Origin of the sequence: Frateuria sp., from assembly GCF_013362045.1 — a bacterium.
Taxonomy (GTDB): Bacteria; Pseudomonadota; Gammaproteobacteria; order Xanthomonadales; family Rhodanobacteraceae; genus Frateuria_A.
The window spans coordinates 1-17,755 of sequence record NZ_JABFWW010000186.1; the positions used below are offsets into that span (position 1 = coordinate 1).

Sequence of the window (17,755 nt, forward strand, 5' to 3'; positions counted from 1 at the left end):
CGCCAATGCGCTGCCCGAAGGCCCTGTGGTCAAGGCGCCGATGGTCGGCACTTTCTACGCCTCGGCCACGCCGGGTGCGGCCGCCTTCGTCAAGGTCGGCCAGCAGGTCAAGGCCGGCGAGACGCTGGGCATCATCGAGGCGATGAAGATGTTCAACCAGATCGAGGCCGACGTCGCCGGCACCGTGAAGGCGATCCTGGTCGAGAACGGCCAGCCGGTCGAGTTCGACCAGCCGATGTTCGTGATCGCCTGACCGGCAGGACACTGTGATGCTAGAAAAAGTCGTCATTGCCAACCGCGGCGAGATCGCGCTGCGCGTGCTGCGCGCGTGCCACAGCCTCGGCATCAAGACGGTCGCGGTGCATTCGACCGCCGACCGCAACCTCAAGCACGTGGGCCTGGCCGACGAGGCGATCTGCATCGGCCCGGCACCATCGGTGGACAGCTACCTCAACATCCCGCGCATCATCGCCGCGGCCGAGATCAGCGACGCGCAGGCAATCCACCCGGGTTACGGATTCCTGTCCGAGCGCGCGGACTTCGCCGAACAGGTGGAGCAGAGCGGCTTCATCTTCATCGGCCCGACGGCGGACGTGATCCGCCTGATGGGCGACAAGGTCGAGGCGATCCGCGCCATGAAGGCCGCCGGCGTGCCGTGCGTGCCCGGTTCCGGCGGCCCGCTGGGCGAGGACACCGAGACCAACCTCAAGATCGCCCGCGAGATCGGCTACCCGGTGATCATCAAGGCGGCCGGCGGCGGCGGCGGCCGCGGCATGCGCGTGGTGCGCACCGAGGCGCACCTGGCCAACGCCATCACCATGACCAAGTCCGAGGCCAAGGCGGCCTTCGGCAACGACATGGTGTACATGGAGAAATTCCTGGAGAACCCGCGCCACGTGGAGATCCAGGTGCTGGCCGACGGCCAGGGCAACGCCATCCACCTGGGCGAGCGCGACTGCTCGATGCAGCGCCGCCACCAGAAGGTGGTGGAAGAGGCGCCCGCGCCCGGCATCACGCCGGAGCTGCGTGCGCAGATCGGCAAGGTCTGCGTGGACGCCTGCATCCGCATCGGCTACCGCGGCGCCGGCACCTTCGAGTTCCTGTTCGAGAACGGCCGCTTCTACTTCATCGAGATGAACACCCGCATCCAGGTGGAGCATCCAGTGACCGAGCTGATCACCGGCGTGGACCTGGTGCGCGAGCAGTTGCTGATCGCCGGCGGCGAGAAGCTCTCGATCCGCCAGGAAGACATCCAGATCCGCGGCCACGCCATCGAATGCCGCATCAACGCCGAGGACCCGGACACCTTCATGCCCAGCCCCGGCACGGTCAAGCGCTTCGAGGCGCCCGGCGGCCCGGGCGTGCGCGTGGACACGCACCTGTACGACGGCTACCGCATCCCGCCCAACTACGATTCGATGATCGGCAAGCTGATCGTGCACGGCCCCGACCGCGAGACCGCGATCTGCCGCATGCGCCTGGCGCTGGCCGAGACGGTGATCGAGGGCGTCAAGTGCAACATCCCGCTGCAGCAGCGCATCATGGCCGATGCGGGCTTCCAGCACGGCGGCCAGAACATCCACTACCTGGAAAAGCGCATGGCCGAGCACAAGGAACAGAAGGCTGGCGGCGAGTAAGCCGCCCCGACGACGCCGGCAGAGCGCGGCGTCGACTTGCGCGGCGCCATTCCGGCGGACACCGGATGGCGCCGCGTTCGTTTTTGACACTCCCCTGCAAGAACCTGCCATGCCCTTCCTCGAACTCGCCCTCACCCTCCGCGCCGAGCAGCAACCGCGCGTGGAGGAAGCCCTCGACGACCTGGGCGCCCTGTCGATCACCCTGCGCGACGCCGACGCCGAGACGCCCGACGAGCAGGCGATCTTCGAGCCGGGCGTGGGGGAGCTGCCGCTGTGGCCGACGATCACCCTGGACGCCCTGTTCGACGCGGACACGGACCGGCGCGGCCTGGTCGAGGCGCTGGGCGAGCTGCTGCCCTGGCTGGAGCCCGACCAGCTCGCCTTCCGCGAGGTCGCCGACGAGGACTGGGAACGCGCATGGATGGACCAGTTCAAGCCGATGCCGTTCGGGCGCCGGCTGTGGATCTATCCCTGGAACATCGAGCCGCCTACCGGCGAGGACATCGTGGTCGTGCGGCTGGATCCCGGCCTGGCCTTCGGCAGCGGCACCCATCCGACCACCGCGCTGTGCCTGGAATGGCTCGACGGTCTCGATCTGGCCGGCCAGCGCTTGATCGATTACGGCTGCGGCTCGGGCATCCTGGCCATCGCCGCGCTCAAGCTCGGCGCAGCCGGCGCCGTCGGCGTGGACAACGACCCGCAGGCGCTCATCGCCTCGCGCGACAACGCCCAGCGCAACGGCGTGGCAGACCGGCTCGCCGTGTTCCTGCCCGGCGACGAACCGCACGCACCGGCCGACGTGTTCGTCGCCAACATCCTGGCCGGGCCGCTGGGCGAGCTTGCGCCGACCTTCGCCGCCGCCTGCAAACCGGGCGCGCCGTTCGCCATCTCCGGCATCCTCGATGGCCAGCAGGACGAATTGCTGGCGCGCTACGGCGAATGGTTCGATGGCCTGCGTGTGGACGCACGCGAAGACTGGGTGCGCATCAGCGGCCGCCGTCGCTGAACCCCTTGCCCGGCAACGTGCACTCGCGCACACGCCTCGCTCCGACAAACGCCGGCTTACCCTTTACTCTTGCCGGCATGTACGCCCAGTGTCCCGACTGCCGAACCGTGTTCTCGCTCGATGCGGGCGCGCTCGCGCCGGCGCGTGGCGCGGTGATCTGCGGCAACTGCGAGACATTGTTCGACGCCCTGGAGACGCTCGCCGACCAGCTGCCGCCCGAGCCGTTCCAGACACTGCCCGGGCACGTCCGCTCGGAGCAGGCGCCCAAGCTCGAATTGGCGGTGTATCGCCCGCGTGCCGACACGCCGGCCGCCGTCGCCGCGCCGGCGACCGTAGTGTCGGCGGAGCCGGCCTTCACTCCACACTTCGTGCGCGACCGCCGCGCGCCGCGCAGGCGCGAGCGGCGCTGGCCCTGGATCCTGACGTGCGTGCTGCTGACCCTGCTGCTGGCGGCCCAGGTGGCCTGGGCCAAGCGCGCCGAGCTCATCGCCAACCCGTCGATCGGCGCATGGCTACGCCAGGCCTGCGCCGCGCTCGGCTGCGAACTGCCGCTGGTGCGCGACGTGCGCCAGCTGCGCGTGGTCGCGCGCGACGTACAGGCGCACCCGAGCGCACCGGGCGCGCTGATGATCAGCGCCACCATCCGCAACGACGCACCCTTCGGCCAGCCCTTCCCGGTGGTCACGCTGACCCTCTCCGACGCCGACGGGCATCGCCTGGCGATGCGCCGCCTGCGCCCGTCCGAATACCTGGACGACGCCGCGGCGATCCGCGCCGGGCTTGCGCCGGGCGCGAGCGCGGCCCTGCTCATCGAGATGGCCGATCCAGGCGCACGGGCGGTGGCGTTCGAATTCGGTTTCGAGTGAAACCATCCGCCGGCGCGCAAGCACTTAATTTTGTCGTCCCGCGCCGGTACACTCCTCCCCTTCGCGCACGCTCCAACGCATGCCAAGCGCGCCGCCGCCAGCGGCAGAACCGCCATAACCATTGCAGCGGCCCACGCAGCCGCCGCGTCGCTCGTGAGGGAATGCCGTGAACGCCGTCCGATTGCCTGTCATCGAGGCCATCCGGGAGACTCCGCCGTCGCAGAGCGCTCTGGGCGAATGTGTCAGCCGTACCGTGCGCCGCTACCTGGCGGACATCGGCGACACCGCATGCGACGAGGGCCTGCACGCCCTGGTCATCCACGAGGTCGAAGGCCCGCTGCTGCGCGAAGTGCTGGCCTTCCACGACGGCAACCAGAGCCGCGCCGCCGCGGTGCTCGGCATCAACCGCGCCACGCTGCGCAAGAAGCTGGCCGCCCACGGCCTGCTGTAGGGCCTTTTCTGGGTCGCCAGCACACGCCTCGCGCGGCTTGGCCGTCCAGCCGTCCAAACGAAGAGCCTGACCCGCTCGGGTTATAATTACCGGCTTCCCCCACCCTGGAAGCCGCCATGCCTGCCGCCGTCACGCCCATCCGCCGCGCCCTGCTCAGTGTCTCGGACAAGACCGGACTGATCGAGCTGGGCCGGCGACTCGCCGCCAGGGGCGTGCAGCTGCTCTCCACCGGCGGCAGCGCCAAGGCGCTGCGCGAGGCCGGCATCGCGGTCACCGACGTCAGCGAGCTCACCGGCTTCCCGGAGATCATGGACGGCCGCGTCAAGACGCTGCATCCCAAGGTGCATGGCGGCCTGCTCGGCCGGCGCGGCACCGACGACGCGGTGATGGCCGAACTCGGCATCGTCCCGATCGACCTGCTGGTGCTCAACCTCTATCCGTTCGAACGGACGGTCGCCCGTCCCGACTGCACGCTGGAAGAGGCGATCGAGAACATCGACATCGGCGGCCCCGCGATGCTGCGCTCGGCGGCGAAGAACTGGGCCGACGTGGCGGTGCTCACCGCGCCCGAGCAGTACGACGATGCCCTTGCCGAGATCGAGCGCGACGGCGGCCTCGCGCGCGCCACCCGCTTCCGGCTTGCGGTGGCCGCGTTCAATCGCGTGTCCGACTACGACGGCGCGATCAGCGACTATCTTTCGTCCCTCAAGCTCAACGAAGCACACGATGCGATCGCCGGCCACGAGGCCTTCGGCGGCCAGGCCAACGGCCGCTTCGTCAAGCTGATGGACCTGCGCTACGGCGAGAATCCGCACCAGCAGGCCGCCTTCTACCGCGACCTGTACCCGGCGCCCGGCACGCTCGCGACTTTCCGTCAGCTGCAGGGCAAGGAGCTTTCGTTCAACAACATCGCCGATGCCGACGCGGCATGGGAATGCGTGCGCAGCTTCGTCAAGCCGGCCTGCGTGATCGTCAAGCACGCCAATCCCTGCGGCGTGGCGGTGAGCCTGGACGGAATCGGCAAAGCCTACGACCTGGCTTTCCAGACCGACCCCACTTCGGCCTTCGGCGGCATCATTGCGTTCAACCGCGAAGTCGACGGCGCCACCGCGCGCGCCATCGTCGAGCGCCAGTTCGTGGAAGTCGTCCTGGCGCCGGGCTACGCCGACGACGCGCTCAAGGCGTTCGCCAAGAAGGGCAACGTGCGCGTGCTGGAGATCCCGCCGCCGGCGGATGGCGGCCTGCGCGCGCCGCATCCGGGCGTGAACGCCAAGCGCGTGGGGTCGGGCCTGCTGCTGCAGACCGCCGACACCGGCATGATCGGCGCGGCCGACCTCAAGGTGGTGACCAGGCGCGCGCCCACGCCCGAGCAGATCGACGACCTGATCTTCGCCTGGAAGGTGGCCAAGTTCGTCAAGTCCAACGCGATCGTCTACGCGAAGCATCGCCAGACCATCGGCATCGGCGCCGGCCAGATGAGCCGCGTCTACAGCGCGAAGATCGCCGGCATCAAGGCAGCCGACGAGAAGCTGGAAGTGCGCGGCTCGGTGATGGCCTCCGATGCGTTCTTCCCCTTCCGCGACGGCATCGACGCCGCGGCCGAGGCGGGCATCGCCGCGGTGATCCAGCCGGGCGGATCGATGCGCGACGCCGAAGTGATCGCCGCCGCCGACGAGCACGGCATGGCGATGGTGTTCACCGGCATGCGCCACTTCCGGCACTGAGGCCGGCGATCCGGCAGATCACAGGAACCGCTGCAGCAACTGCCGCCACTCCTCGTCGAAGGACCCGTCGCACGGCGGCACGCCTGCCCGTGCATACCAGTAGCCGGCGTTGGCCTCGTCGCCCTCAAGGCGGTGCAGGTGTGCGTGGATGGCGGCGGCGCCCGCGTCGTCCAGCACCTGCACCAGGTGGTGGGCGCGCTCCGGCGCGCCATGGCCAAGCCACCACAGCGCCTGCAGGTGGACGGAGAAGTCGACCGGCGGTTCGCAGCCGGCGAGCGAGGCGAGGAAAGCGGTTTGGTCCATGGCGACTCCCGTGCGGCCGCGGTGTGACCCTCACGACTCCTTATGGTGCCGCTTGCGAGCCTTGGCAAGGCCAACGCGGAGCCCACGCCCATGACCTACGAGCTCTACTACTGGACCGGCATCCAGGGCCGCGGCGAATTCGTGCGCCTGGCGCTGGAGGACGCCGGCGCGGAGTACGTGGACATCGCGCGCGAACACGGCGACAAGGCCATGGAGCCCTTCCTCGAAGGCGAGCACGCCGAGGCGCTGCCGTTCGCCCCGCCCTTCCTCAAGGCCGGCCACCTGCTGATCGCGCAGACCGCCGCCATCCTCGACTACCTGGGCCAGCACCTGCGGCTGGTGCCCGAGGGCGAGGCACGGCGCATCCATGCCAACCAGCTGCAGCTGACCATCGCCGACCTCGTCACCGAGGTCCACGACAGCCACCACCCGATCGCCGCCGGCCTGTACTACCACGACCAGAAACCCGAAGCCGCGCGCCGCGCGGCCGACCTGCGCCAGCACCGGCTGCCCAAGTACCTGGGCTATTTCGAGCGCGTGCTGGAACGCGCCGACGGCCGCCATGCATTGGGCGCGCATTCGTACGTGGACCTCTCGCTGTTCCAGCTGCTGGCCGGCCTCGACTACGCCTTCCCACACGCCATGGCCCGCTTGCGCCCCAGGCTGCCGCGCCTGGCCGCGCTCGCCGAAGAAGTCGCTGCGCGCCCGCGCATCGCCGCCTACCTTGCCTCGCCCCGGCGCCTGCCATTCAACGAGAGCGGCATCTTCCGCCACTATCCCGAACTCGATGATCCGGACTGATCGACGGCGTCAGAACCATGCGATGACGACCGCGCCGGCGACGATCAGCAGGCCACCGACCAGCAGCGGCAGGCTCGGCCGCTCGCCCAGGAACACCAACCCCAGCACGATCGCGATCGCCACGCTGAGCTTGTCGATGGGCGCGACGCGGCTCACCGGCCCCAGCTGCAGCGCGCGGTAGTAGCACAGCCACGAAAGCCCGGTGGCGATGCCCGAGAGCACCAGGAACAGCCAGCTGTGCCAGGGCAGGCCCGAGGGCCGCGCCCATTCGCTGCGCAGGCTGAGGATGCCCGCGGTGACGATCAGGATCACCACCGTGCGGATGAACGTCGCCAGGTTGGAATTGATGCCCGCCACGCCGAGCTTGCCGAACAGCGCCGTCAGCGCGGCGAAGAAGGCCGAACCGAGCGCGAACAGCAGCCAGCTCTGGCGCAGGTCCACGGCCGGCGGATCAGTCGCCGTTGTTGCCGGCCGAGGCCGCCGGCGCCGGCTTGCTCTTGCCCCACTCCAGGATCTTGTACATCACCGGCCGCGCCGGCTTCTGGCCGTGCTCGTCGACCAGCCGTCCGCTCGGATCGACCATGTAGGTCTGCGCGACGCCGTTGGGCGGCGTCACCACCACCATGTAGAGCTGGCCGTTGCGGCGGTATTCCTGCACCGTGTTCTCGCCCTGCCTGTGCACGCTCACCTCCGGCAGCGGCTGGCCCGACTTGATCGGCGCCGGCGTGACCGGCAGCAGCGAGGTGCCGCCGTGCGCAGGCGCCGCGGCGGGCGATGCCGGGGCAGGTGCGCTCGGCCGCACGCCCGGATCGTTCATGCCCGGGGGCGGCGGCACGTCGACCGGCGGCTTGGACTGGGCGAAGGCAGGCGCCGCGGCCAATGTCGCGGCGAGAACGAATGCGGAAGAAGACTTCATGGCAGGCTCCGTCGAGGTGCCGCGAGCATAGCAGCGGCCCCCGCGCGCTCCGGTGAACCGCGGTCTCATGGCACGCGTGCGAGAATCGACGGATGCCCAAGCTCACCCTGATCGACGGTTCGTCCTATCTCTACCGCGCCTTCCATGCGCTGCCGCCGCTGACCAATGCACGCGGCGAGCCTACCGGCGCGCTGTTCGGCGTGGTCAACATGCTGCGCGTGGCGCTCAAGGCACAGCCGGACTACCTGGCCTTCGTCTGCGACGCGCCCGGGCGCACCTTCCGCGACGACCTCTACGCCGACTACAAGGCCAACCGCCCGCCGATGCCCGACGACCTGCGCGCGCAGGTCGAGCCGATGATGGCCATCGTCAAGGCGCTCGGCTTCCCGATCCTGTGCATCCCCGGCGTGGAGGCCGACGACGTGATCGGCACGCTGGCGCTGGCCGCGGCCGACCAGGGCATCGACGTGACCATCTCCACCGGCGACAAGGACCTGGCCCAGCTGGTCGGCCCGCGCGTGACGCTGGTCAACACGATGACCAACGTGACGCTGGACATCGCCGGCGTGACCGAAAAATTCGGCGTGCCGCCGGAGCGCATCGTCGACTTCCTCTCCCTCACCGGCGACAGCATCGACAACGTGCCGGGCGTGACCAAGTGCGGCCCCAAGACCGCGGCCAAGTGGCTGGCCGAATACGGCTCGCTCGATGGCGTGATCGCCAATGCGGACAAGGTCGGCGGCAAGATCGGCGAATACCTGCGCGAGGCGCTGCCGGGCCTGCCGCTGTCGCGCGAGCTGGTGACCATACGCACCGGCGTCGAGCTCGAACACGGCCCGGCCGACCTCACACTGCGCGAGCGCGACACCGCCGCGCTGCGCGAGCTGTTCACCCGCTACGAGTTCAAGGCGGCGCTGAAGGAACTGGACGCCGAGGCCGGCGGCATGGCGCCCACGCCCGAGGTCGCGCCGGCGCCGGCACCGCCGCTGCAGGCTCCAGCCGCCGCTGATGCGCGTCCCGGCGAATACGAGCTGGTCACCGCGCCGGAGCAGTTCGAGCGCTGGCTGGCGGCGCTGCGCGCGGCGCCGCTGATCGCCTTCGACACCGAAACCAGCAGCATCGACGCCATGCGCGCCGAGCTGATCGGCCTGTCCTTTGCCGTCGAGTCCGGCCGCGCCTGCTACATTCCGGTGGCGCACGACTATCCCGGTGCGCCCTGGCAGCTGGACCGCGACCAGGTGCTGCACGCGCTCAAGCCCTTGTTCGAGGACCCGTCGAAGGCCAAGCTCGGCCAGCACGCCAAGTACGACATCAACGTGCTCTCGCACTACGGCATCGGCGTGCAGGGCCTCAAGCACGATTCGATGCTCGCCTCCTACGTGTGGAACGCCACCGCCACGCGCCACGACATGGATTCGCTGGCCAGCCGCTACCTCGGCTACCAGACCATCAAGTACGAGGAGGTCGCCGGCAAGGGCGCCAGGCAGATCCCGTTCTCGCAGGTCGACCTGGACACCGCCTGCCGCTACGCCGCCGAGGACGCCGACATCACCCTGCGCCTGCACGAGGCGCTGCAGCCGATGCTCGCCAGCCTGCCGGCGCTCCAGTGCGTGTACGAGCAGATCGAGCTGCCACTGGTGCCCGTGCTTGCCGGCATGGAGCGCAAGGGCGTGCTGATCGACGTCGACGAACTGCGCAAGCAGAGCCAGGAACTTGGCAAGCGCATGCTCGAGCTGCAGCGGCAGGCTTACGTGGAAGCCGGCCGCGAATTCAGCCTGGACTCGCCCAAGCAGCTGCAGGCGATCCTGTTCGACGAACTGGGCCTGGCCGCCAAGCTGAAGACGCCGACCGGGCAGCCCTCGACCAACGAGGAGGCGCTGGAGGCGATCGCGGACGACCACGCGCTGCCGCGGCTGATCCTCGACTATCGCGGCCTGGCCAAGCTGCGCTCGACCTATACGGACAAGCTGGCCTCGATGGTCAATCCGCGCACCGGCCGCGTGCACACCTGCTACCACCAGGCCGCGGTGGCCACCGGGCGCATCTCCTCCTCCGACCCCAACCTGCAGAACATCCCTGTGCGCACCGAGGAGGGCCGGCGCATCCGCGCCGCCTTCGTGGCGCCGCCCGGTTGGATGGTGATGGCGGCCGACTATTCGCAGATCGAGCTGCGCATCATGGCGCACCTCTCCGGCGACGAGGCACTGCTGCGCGCGTTCACCAGCGGCGGCGACGTGCACCGCGCCACCGCCGCCGAGGTGTTCGGCGTGGCGCCCGAGGACATCACGCTCAACCAGCGCCGCGCCGCCAAGGCGATCAACTTCGGCCTGATGTACGGCATGAGCGCCTTCGGCCTGGCGCGCCAGCTCGGCATCGACCGCGGCGAGGCCAGCGACTACATGGCGCGCTACTTCTCGCGCTTCGCCGGCGTGCGCGCCTTCATGGACGCCACTCGCGAACAAGCCCATCGCGACGGCTACGTGGAAACCATCTTCGGCCGCCGGCTGTACCTGGAGAACCTCAAGGCCCGTAACCAGGCGCTGCGCTCCGGCGCCGAGCGCGCCGCGGTCAACGCACCCATGCAGGGCAGCGCGGCGGACATCATCAAGCGCGCGATGATTGCCATGGGCGCCTACCTGTGCGAACGCACCGACGCGCACATGCTGATGCAGGTGCACGACGAACTGGTGTTCGAGGTGCAGGAGGACGCCGTGGACACGATGCGCCAGGCGGTGATCGAGCGCATGTCCGGCGCCGCCGAACTGGCTGTGCCGCTGGTGGTGGACGTAGGCGTAGGCGCGAACTGGGAGCAGGCGCACTAGCGCCGAGGCCCAAGCCACCGCCGCACCCTGCTTCCTCTCCCCCGGGCGCAGCCCGGGGGAGAGGGTTGGGGAGAGGGGGAGGCCGTTGGCTCTTCTCCCTCCTGCCAAGCAACAAGCAAAAGCCCCCTCACCCCAGCCCTCTCTCCCGGCGGGGCCGAAAGAGGAGCGGGCTTCGGCGGATGAACGGATCCTGACCTGTTCCGGCCACCGCGAACGCCCTCCTTGAAACTTTCCCTCGCCGCACGCATCCAAGGTTCCGGATGCACGCAACGGCATCCGCGACCCGTCCACCTCCCTGAGCGGGTCATCAGGATGCGAACCTCTCCCCTGGGCTTCGCATCCACCCCGGCCCCGAAGGTTCCCCCTAGCCTTCGGGGCTTTTTTTCGCCCGCTATGCTCGGGCCACCCATCCATGAGGAACAACGCATGCGTGCAGGACTCGTCATCGTCGGCATCATCCTGTTGGTTGCGGGCATCTGGGTGACCCTGGGCAACGGCAGCTACAGCCAGACCGATACCGTGGCGCAGCTGGGCCCCGCGAAAATCGAGGCCACCCACGAGAAGGCCGTGCCGCAATGGCTGGGCATCGCCGGCATCGTGGTCGGCGGCCTGCTGGCGATCGGCGGCTTCGCCAGTAAGAAGTGACGCCCCGCCGCGCCGCCTCCGCGCGGCGCGCTTGACGGGCCTCGGTACAATGAGTCGATGGATGTTTCGTATCTGATCGACTCGCTCAACGACGCGCAGCGCGAAGCCGTGTGCGCCCCGCCCGGCCACTACCTGGTGCTGGCCGGCGCCGGTTCCGGCAAGACCCGCGTACTCACCCACCGCATCGGCTGGCTGACCCAGGTCGAGCGCGTGCCGCCGTGGGCGATCCTGGCGGTCACCTTCACCAACAAGGCCGCCGGCGAAATGCGCGCGCGGCTGGACTCGCTGATCCCGGGCGGCACCACCGGCCTCACCGTAGGCACCTTCCACGGCATCGCCCATCGCCTGCTGCGCCGGCACTGGCGCGAGGCCGGCCTGCCGGAAGGTTTCCAGATCCTCGACGCCGACGACCAGCAGCGGCTGGTCAAGCGCGTGGTCGCCGGGCTCGGGCTGGACGAGGCGAAGTTCCCGCCACGCCAGGCCACCTGGCAGATCAACGGCTGGAAGGACGAGGGCAAGCGCCCGGATGCCATCGAGCACGGCAACCACCCGGTCACCCGCACGCTGGTGCAGATCTATACCGCCTACGAGGAGGCTTGCCGCCGCGCCGGCCTGGTCGACTTCGCCGAACTGCTGCTGCGCGCGCACGAGCTGTGGCTGAAGAACGCAGCCGTGCTGGAGCACTACCAGCAGCGCTGGCGGCACCTGCTGATCGATGAGTTCCAGGACACCAACGCGCTGCAGTACGCCTGGATCCGCGTGCTCGCGGGCAACGTCGGCAAGGTGTTCGCCGTCGGCGACGACGACCAGTCGATCTACGGCTGGCGCGGCGCCAAGGTGGAGAACATGCAGCAGTTCCTCAAGGACTTTCCCGGCGCGCGCACGATCAAGCTGGAGCAGAACTACCGCTCCACCGCCACCATCCTCAAGGCCGCCAACAGCGTCATCGCGCGCAACGGCGGCCGCCTGGGCAAGCAGCTGTGGACGGCGGGCGAGGACGGCGAGCGCATCGCGCTGTACGCCGCCTACAACGAGCAGGACGAGGCGCGCTTCGTCATCGAGCGCATCCGCGAATACGTCGCCGAGCACGGCAGCGCGAAGGACTGCGCGATCCTCTACCGCTCCAACGCGCAGTCGCGCAACTTCGAGGAACAGCTCAGCCAGCGCAGCATCCCCTACCGCGTCTACGGCGGCCTGCGCTTCTTCGAGCGCGCCGAGATCAAGGACGCGCTCGCCTACCTGCGCCTGACCGCCAACCGCCACGACGACGCCGCCTTCGAGCGCGCGGTCAACACGCCGCCGCGCGGCATCGGCGACCGCACGCTGGACGTGCTGCGCCGCCGCGCCCGGGCCGAAGGCAGCTCGATGTGGGAAGCGGCGCTGGGCGAGCTCACCGACGGCCGCGAACTGGCCGGCCGCGCCAAGAACGCCGTAAAGGCGTTCCTGGCCGTGATCGACCAGATGGCCCGCGACTTCCACCCCGCCGCACCCGGCGCCCTCTTCCCCGGCGAAGCCGGGGGAGAAGGCTGGGGAGAGGGGGAGGCTCTTCCCTCCGCCCAGCCAGACAAGCCAAGCGAAGGCCTCACGTTGGCCGAACAGGTCGACCACGCCATCACCCACACCGGCCTGCGCGACCACTACGAAAAGGACAGCCGCGGCAACGGCGAAGCGCGCGTGGAGAACCTGGACGAATTGATCAACGTCGCCAGCCGCTTCGCCATGACGCCCGAAGATGTCGAGGCGGGCCTCAGCGAACTGTCCGCCTTCCTCTCCCACGCCGCGCTCGAGGCCGGCGAAGGCCAGGGCGAAGCGTGGGACGACTGCGTGCAGTTGATGACGCTGCATTCGGCCAAGGGCCTGGAGTTCCCGCTGGTGTTCCTGGTCGGCATGGAGGAAGGCCTGTTCCCCAGCCAGCGTTCCACCGAGGACGAGGCCCGGCTGGAGGAGGAGCGCCGCCTGGCCTACGTCGGCATCACCCGCGCGCGCGAGCGGCTGGTGGTCACCCACGCCGAATCGCGCCGCATGCACGGCACCGAGATGCTCGCCCGCCCCTCGCGCTTCCTCGCCGAAATGCCGCCCAGCCTGATCGACGAAGTGCGCCCGCGCGTGCAGGTCAGCCGCCCCGCCTACGCCGGCCGCTACACCGACACCGCGTCGCTGGAGGAAAGCCTGCCGGTCAAGCTCGGCCAACGCGTCAGCCACCCGAGCTTCGGCGAAGGCGTGGTCGTCAGCGCCGAAGGCAGCGGCGCCCACACCCGCCTGCACGTGAACTTCGAGAACGCCGGCAGCAAATGGCTGGTGGCGGCATACGCTAACCTCACACCGCTTTAAGAAAAAACACGGCTACCCTTGGGCCGCACGTTTCAAATGTCAGCTTGAAATCTACTTTGAGTTAGGGCCATGTCAGCCGATATCGCAACTGCGCTAATTACCGTTGGGGGCGCCGCCATTCTGGCCGTCGTCACCTACGGCTTGACCAAAAAGCGAGAGCGCGAGGCTGTCCTTCGCTCAGAGCGCTTGGCGCATTACAAGGATTTTGTTGCCAGTCTGAGCGGCATCATCACCTCCGAGGACACTCCTGAAGGGCAACGCGCCTTCGCCAAAGCGTGCAACAACCTCAACCTTGTCGCGCCGCAGTCCGTAATCCGGGCGTTGCAGGCATTCCAGGAAGAGATCCGAGTCGGCAACCCTTTTCATAGTCGTGAGCGCCACGATCAGCGTTTGTCTAGGCTTCTCTACGAGATTCGCCTCGACTTGGGTGTGTGGCCCAAGGACAGTCAAGACTTCAGAGTTGGCATTTGGGCGTCTGGCGTGCGCACCAGTGGTCCGTAAGCACTCGCTTAAGTGGGACGGCTACGCCGCTTAACTCCAGCGTTGAGCCTTTGGTGGCCAGAGCTCCGCGAATTGCCGTTTTGTGCGTCCGCTGTAGTTCAGGCGTTGCAATCCTCCGAATCCGCTGCCGCTTCGCGGCGCAGCGAGCGACCACCATGCCGACGACCGGAATCCGCATACGCGAGGCCAATCCCACTGACGCCGGCCAGCTTGCGCAACTGGCCGAGGTAACTTTCAGAGAGACCTTCGGCGCGGCGAATACGGCTCAGGACATGGAGCTGCATTGCCGCAGCCATTATGGCGAGGCAATCCAGGCGGATGAGATCGTCGACCCGTCGAGGGTGACGCTGCTCGCCAAGCAGGACGGGCGACTGGTCGGGTTTGCGCAGGTGCGCTGGCGCGCCGCGCCGGGTTGCGTGGTGGCGCGGGCGCCGGGGGAGATCCAGCGGCTGTACGTCGCCAGCGACTGGCACGGCAAGGGCGTGGCGCAGGCGCTCATGCACGCCTGCATCGAAGAGATGCGGGCGCGCGGCTCGGACGTGGCGTGGCTGGGCGTGTGGGAGCACAACCCGCGGGCGATCGCGTTCTATCGCAAGTTCGGTTTCGCCCCGGTGGGGGAGCATGTATTTCCCCTGGGCGGCGACCCGCAGCGGGATATCGTCATGGCCCGCCGCCTGGCGGGTGCATTCGCGGGGAACTAGCGCCGGCTATCGACCGCGGCGGCGGGCGCGGCCGATCGCATCCGCGGGGCTCGCCAAGTCGCCCGCAGGATTTCCCGCCTGGCGCACGCAGCAAAAAGCCCCGCTCGCCTCCCGGAAAGTCCCGTGCGCGCGGCTTTTACCCTCGCGCACGAGGCTTTTTGTGCCGGGCGCGGGACAAAAAGTCCCAACGGCGGCGGAAAAAGTCCCACGTCTGGGGCGGCCGGGCGGCACGTGCAGCTCTTTCCGCCTCGCGCTCGAAGCAAAAAGCGTCGCGGCTGCCGCAAAAAGCGGCGCGCGCGGTGCTGGCGGACTCGTCATGTGGGTTCGAAGTGGCGTGCGCGGGGCTTTTTACAGCGATAGCGGCGTGCGGACCGGCGCGGGTGCCACTTCCCGACAGGACGGTGCGCCGTTCCCGCCACGCCGCGCCGGCATCCATCAGCGCGGGTGATGCTCCGACCCGCCGGCCGCGTGCCCCAGCGGGCATCCCGTCGGCGCCGGGCGCGGTGTGCGGACGGCGTGCCACGGCAGCAGCATGGGCACCTCGCGCTGGTAGCTGCGATAGGTGTCGCCGAACTGGGCGACCAGGTCGCGCTCCTCGAGGCATTTGACCGCCAGCAGGATGTAGCCGGTGGTCATCAGGGCGAACAGCAGGTGGCCCTGGCTCATGTCCGGCGCGGCCCAGAACGCGATCAGGAAACCCAGCATCAGCGGATGGCGCACCAGGCGATAGAAGGCGCGGGTGACGAACGCGCCGTCGTGTTGCGTGTCCAGGCCCTGCGCGTGGGACCAGACCTGGCGCAGGCCGAACAGGCCGAAGTGGTCGATCAGGAAGGTGCTCGACAGCACCAGCAGCCAGCCCGCCGCAGCCAGGGCATACAGCGCCCAGCGCGCCGGTTCGCTGTGGATGCTCCAGACCGGTTGCGCCAGCGTGCGCCACTGCCAGAACAACAGGATCAACGCGAGGCTGCTCACCAGCACATAGGTGCTGCGCTCGGCCGCCACGGGCACGTAGCGCGTCCACCAGCGCTTGAAGGCCGGGCGCGCCATGCCGCTGTGCTGCACGGCGAACAGCGCGAGCAGCAGCAGGTCGATCGCCAGCGCGGCGGCTGGCGCGGCCGTGCGGCCGGTGTCGATGGTGCGCGGCACGCCCACGCCGCTGACGAAGCCGATGGCGTAGAGGAAGGTGAGCAGGAAGACGATGTAGGCAAGCGTGCCGTAGAAGAGGATGAGCGGACGGGACATGGAAGGAACCCTCTGGAAGATAAGGAGCGGGCGGTTGCGGGCGCAGCGTCGCTAGAGCGCCGACAGAAACGCCACCAGATCGCTCTTCTGCTGCGCGTTCATGCGGATCTGGAATCGCGTGTCGTAGAAGTCGACCACGTCGCGCAGCGTCGCCGCCGAGCCGTTGTGGAAGTACGGCGCGCGCGCCGCCAGGCCGCGCAGGATCGGGCCCTTGAACTTGCCGATGTCGGCCCATTTGCCGGTGCGCATGGCCAGGCCCGGGTCGGTGGTCTGCACGCTCTGGCCGGTGGCGTTGTTGGTGAGCGTGTACAGCGGCATGTCCGGGGTGCGGCGGCTGGCGGCGGCGATGCCGATGTCGACCGGCAGCGCCATCGAGTGGTTGCCGATGTTCGGCGCGTTGTGGCAGCTGCCGCAGCTGCCGTGGATCACCGGCTTGCCGGTCACGTCGTTGAGTCCGGCCACGCCGCGGATGGCGATCGGCATCGTGTCGAACAGCTGCTCGCCGCGGGCGATGGCGGCGCGCGCGCGGCTGCGCGGGTCGCGGCGGAACGGCGCGGCGGCATCGCTCCAGCCGTCGAACAGGCGCATGACCCTGGCGTCGAACGCATCGCCGGTGGGGTCGTTGCCGAGGGTGTCGTTGATGCCGACCCAGAAGCGCTGCTGGGTGAGGATGTCGGGGCCGCCCATGGCGTCGTCCTCGTTGAGCCGGCCGGCGCGGTAGTCGTCCACCTGCGCGGTGACCATGTGCAGCTCGAACTCGACGATCCGCCCGATGGTGGCCTCGTCGGGCGCACTCGCCGCCTGCTCGTGGCCGAGGACGGCATCGCGCGCCTGCGAGGCGAGGCTGCTGCGCAGGTCCTGCAGGTCGATGCCGGCATCCATCGGCGGCTTGAACGGCGCGAAGGTTTCGCGCCCGTCCCACATCACCGCGGTGAGCCACACCAGGTTGGTCGCCGGCAGCGGGCGGCGGAACAGCGACAGCTCGCGCGCGCTGGCGTAGCCGTAGGGGTCGTCGACGGCGCTCAGACGAAACTCCGCGTTGGCGGGCATCGGCATGCCCACGCGCACCAGGCCGCGGTTGAGCAGCATGGCGTAGGCGCTGCGGCGCGCGTAGACGGTGGAGACGTCCGCCCGCGGCGAGACCGCGCCGTCGACCAGGGCGAACACCGGGTCGAGGCCATCGCTGCGCGCGAAGCGCTGGCGCAGTTCGTCGGGCGTGATCGTCCAGCCTTCCGCCTGGCGATGGCAGGAATTGCACGAGCGGCCGTTGCTGCCCAGGCTCTGGAAGAATGGATTGTTGCGGTCGATACGGCCGCTGGGCGTGCTGGTCTGCAGCCAGCCGGAGACGTCGGCGGTGGTCAGCGCGTCGCTGCGCGAAGGGGCGGCCTGTTGCGCCTGCGTGGCGCCGGCGGCCGCCAGCAGCAGGACCGTGACGGTGGCGGCCGATCGGAAAGTGCGGTGGTTGAACATGGCGTGCTCCCTTGGGCCTGGCCTGCAAGGCCGGGCACCGACGGAGAACACCGCCTGCGCAGGAAGTGCGACATGGCGCGGCGGCGCAGGCTTGCCAGGTCGCCGGATGGGCTTCGGCCTACCGGTGCCACGCATGGCGGCGAGGCCGGCTGAAGCCCGCTCCGCGTCGCAGCGACAAGATCAATCCAGCAGGATGCCGCAGGAAGCGATGGGGCGGTGCAACAGGCCGGCGGCAGCGGCCAGCTCGGGATGCGAGGCCATGCCGTTGGCGCCGATGAGCGCCTGCGCGGCGCGGGCCTGCGCCGCGGCAGAGGCGCAGTCGCCGCTGCGTGCCGACGC

Annotated in this window: 17 protein-coding genes; 12 read left to right on the forward strand and 5 right to left on the reverse strand. The window is 69.3% G+C overall.

What is annotated here, in order from left to right; translation table 11 throughout:
- The 6 genes from accB to purH all read left to right on the forward strand — a co-directional run.
- On the forward strand, positions 1-253 hold a 253-nt coding region (accB, locus tag HOQ08_RS08500), incomplete at its 5' end, for an acetyl-CoA carboxylase biotin carboxyl carrier protein (RefSeq protein ID WP_291193274.1).
- A 16-nt stretch (positions 254-269) separates the two neighbouring features.
- The gene (gene accC, locus HOQ08_RS08505; protein WP_291193276.1) at positions 270-1,637 is read left to right on the forward strand and encodes an acetyl-CoA carboxylase biotin carboxylase subunit; all 1,368 of its coding nucleotides are present in this window, start codon (positions 270-272) and stop codon (positions 1,635-1,637) included.
- A gap of 109 nt (positions 1,638-1,746) precedes the next feature.
- Positions 1,747-2,643, forward strand: a complete 897-nt coding sequence (gene prmA / locus HOQ08_RS08510) for a 50S ribosomal protein L11 methyltransferase (RefSeq protein ID WP_291193277.1) — start codon at positions 1,747-1,749, stop codon at positions 2,641-2,643.
- A 77-nt stretch (positions 2,644-2,720) separates the two neighbouring features.
- Positions 2,721-3,509: a zinc-ribbon and DUF3426 domain-containing protein gene (locus HOQ08_RS08515; protein WP_291193279.1), complete on the forward strand. Its 789-nt coding sequence runs from the start codon at positions 2,721-2,723 to the stop codon at positions 3,507-3,509.
- Between the two features lie 166 nt (positions 3,510-3,675).
- On the forward strand, positions 3,676-3,960 hold the full coding sequence (locus HOQ08_RS08520) for a helix-turn-helix domain-containing protein (RefSeq protein WP_291193281.1): 285 nt from the start codon (positions 3,676-3,678) through the stop codon (positions 3,958-3,960).
- A gap of 116 nt (positions 3,961-4,076) precedes the next feature.
- Entirely contained in the window at positions 4,077-5,684 is a 1,608-nt protein-coding gene (gene purH, locus HOQ08_RS08525) for a bifunctional phosphoribosylaminoimidazolecarboxamide formyltransferase/IMP cyclohydrolase (RefSeq protein WP_291193283.1), read from the forward strand.
- 18 nt (positions 5,685-5,702) lie between these two features.
- Here the strand turns inward: purH and HOQ08_RS08530 are convergent, their stop codons facing one another.
- Complete coding sequence (locus tag HOQ08_RS08530; protein ID WP_291193285.1) at positions 5,703-5,987, reverse strand: hypothetical protein; 285 nt, start codon at positions 5,985-5,987, stop codon at positions 5,703-5,705.
- Positions 5,988-6,077: 90 nt separating this feature from the next.
- Here HOQ08_RS08530 and HOQ08_RS08535 point away from each other — a divergent pair, with 90 nt between their 5' ends.
- Positions 6,078-6,788: a glutathione S-transferase gene (locus HOQ08_RS08535; protein ID WP_291193287.1), complete on the forward strand. Its 711-nt coding sequence runs from the start codon at positions 6,078-6,080 to the stop codon at positions 6,786-6,788.
- 9 nt (positions 6,789-6,797) lie between these two features.
- Here the strand turns inward: HOQ08_RS08535 and HOQ08_RS08540 are convergent, their stop codons facing one another.
- Positions 6,798-7,229: an EamA family transporter gene (locus HOQ08_RS08540; protein WP_291193289.1), complete on the reverse strand. Its 432-nt coding sequence runs from the start codon at positions 7,227-7,229 to the stop codon at positions 6,798-6,800.
- 10 nt (positions 7,230-7,239) lie between these two features.
- Positions 7,240-7,704: a DUF2782 domain-containing protein gene (locus tag HOQ08_RS08545; RefSeq protein WP_291193290.1), complete on the reverse strand. Its 465-nt coding sequence runs from the start codon at positions 7,702-7,704 to the stop codon at positions 7,240-7,242.
- Between the two features lie 92 nt (positions 7,705-7,796).
- On the opposite strand from HOQ08_RS08545, the gene polA reads away from it, so the two are divergent.
- The 5 genes from polA (at position 7,797) to HOQ08_RS08570 (ending at position 14,704) form a co-directional block, all read left to right on the forward strand.
- Complete coding sequence (gene polA, locus HOQ08_RS08550; RefSeq protein ID WP_291193292.1) at positions 7,797-10,526, forward strand: DNA polymerase I; 2,730 nt, start codon at positions 7,797-7,799, stop codon at positions 10,524-10,526.
- A gap of 426 nt (positions 10,527-10,952) precedes the next feature.
- Complete coding sequence (locus HOQ08_RS08555; RefSeq protein WP_291193294.1) at positions 10,953-11,171, forward strand: hypothetical protein; 219 nt, start codon at positions 10,953-10,955, stop codon at positions 11,169-11,171.
- A 57-nt stretch (positions 11,172-11,228) separates the two neighbouring features.
- Positions 11,229-13,502 carry a 3'-5' exonuclease gene (locus HOQ08_RS08560; protein WP_291193296.1) on the forward strand — a complete coding sequence of 758 codons (2,274 nt, stop codon included), beginning with the start codon at positions 11,229-11,231 and terminating at the stop codon, positions 13,500-13,502.
- A 69-nt stretch (positions 13,503-13,571) separates the two neighbouring features.
- The gene (locus tag HOQ08_RS08565; protein WP_291193298.1) at positions 13,572-14,003 is read left to right on the forward strand and encodes a hypothetical protein; all 432 of its coding nucleotides are present in this window, start codon (positions 13,572-13,574) and stop codon (positions 14,001-14,003) included.
- A gap of 155 nt (positions 14,004-14,158) precedes the next feature.
- Positions 14,159-14,704: a GNAT family N-acetyltransferase gene (locus HOQ08_RS08570; RefSeq protein ID WP_291193300.1), complete on the forward strand. Its 546-nt coding sequence runs from the start codon at positions 14,159-14,161 to the stop codon at positions 14,702-14,704.
- Between the two features lie 435 nt (positions 14,705-15,139).
- On the opposite strand, the gene mddA is transcribed toward HOQ08_RS08570, so the two are convergent.
- On the reverse strand, positions 15,140-15,946 hold the full coding sequence (gene mddA / locus HOQ08_RS08575) for a methanethiol S-methyltransferase (RefSeq protein WP_291193302.1): 807 nt from the start codon (positions 15,944-15,946) through the stop codon (positions 15,140-15,142).
- Positions 15,947-15,997: 51 nt separating this feature from the next.
- Positions 15,998-17,416 (reverse strand): hypothetical protein, encoded by a 1,419-nt coding sequence (locus HOQ08_RS08580; protein ID WP_291193304.1) that lies wholly within the window; start codon positions 17,414-17,416, stop codon positions 15,998-16,000.
- Positions 17,417-17,755: the final 339 nt, after the last annotated feature.

What these genes read in the sequence shown, in the direction of transcription:
- accC (WP_291193276.1), top strand. Translation starts at nt 270, where the DNA reads ATGCTAGAAAAAGTCGTCATTGCCAACCGCGGCGAGATCGCGCTGCGC.
- prmA (WP_291193277.1), top strand. Translation starts at nt 1,747, where the DNA reads ATGCCCTTCCTCGAACTCGCCCTCACCCTCCGCGCCGAGCAGCAACCG.
- HOQ08_RS08515 (WP_291193279.1), top strand. Translation starts at nt 2,721, where the DNA reads ATGTACGCCCAGTGTCCCGACTGCCGAACCGTGTTCTCGCTCGATGCG.
- purH (WP_291193283.1), top strand. Translation starts at nt 4,077, where the DNA reads ATGCCTGCCGCCGTCACGCCCATCCGCCGCGCCCTGCTCAGTGTCTCG.
- HOQ08_RS08530 (WP_291193285.1), bottom strand. Translation starts at nt 5,987, where the DNA reads ATGGACCAAACCGCTTTCCTCGCCTCGCTCGCCGGCTGCGAACCGCCG.
- HOQ08_RS08535 (WP_291193287.1), top strand. Translation starts at nt 6,078, where the DNA reads ATGACCTACGAGCTCTACTACTGGACCGGCATCCAGGGCCGCGGCGAA.
- HOQ08_RS08545 (WP_291193290.1), bottom strand. Translation starts at nt 7,704, where the DNA reads ATGAAGTCTTCTTCCGCATTCGTTCTCGCCGCGACATTGGCCGCGGCG.
- polA (WP_291193292.1), top strand. Translation starts at nt 7,797, where the DNA reads ATGCCCAAGCTCACCCTGATCGACGGTTCGTCCTATCTCTACCGCGCC.
- HOQ08_RS08555 (WP_291193294.1), top strand. Translation starts at nt 10,953, where the DNA reads ATGCGTGCAGGACTCGTCATCGTCGGCATCATCCTGTTGGTTGCGGGC.
- HOQ08_RS08560 (WP_291193296.1), top strand. Translation starts at nt 11,229, where the DNA reads ATGGATGTTTCGTATCTGATCGACTCGCTCAACGACGCGCAGCGCGAA.
- HOQ08_RS08565 (WP_291193298.1), top strand. Translation starts at nt 13,572, where the DNA reads ATGTCAGCCGATATCGCAACTGCGCTAATTACCGTTGGGGGCGCCGCC.
- HOQ08_RS08570 (WP_291193300.1), top strand. Translation starts at nt 14,159, where the DNA reads ATGCCGACGACCGGAATCCGCATACGCGAGGCCAATCCCACTGACGCC.
- mddA (WP_291193302.1), bottom strand. Translation starts at nt 15,946, where the DNA reads ATGTCCCGTCCGCTCATCCTCTTCTACGGCACGCTTGCCTACATCGTC.
- HOQ08_RS08580 (WP_291193304.1), bottom strand. Translation starts at nt 17,416, where the DNA reads ATGTTCAACCACCGCACTTTCCGATCGGCCGCCACCGTCACGGTCCTG.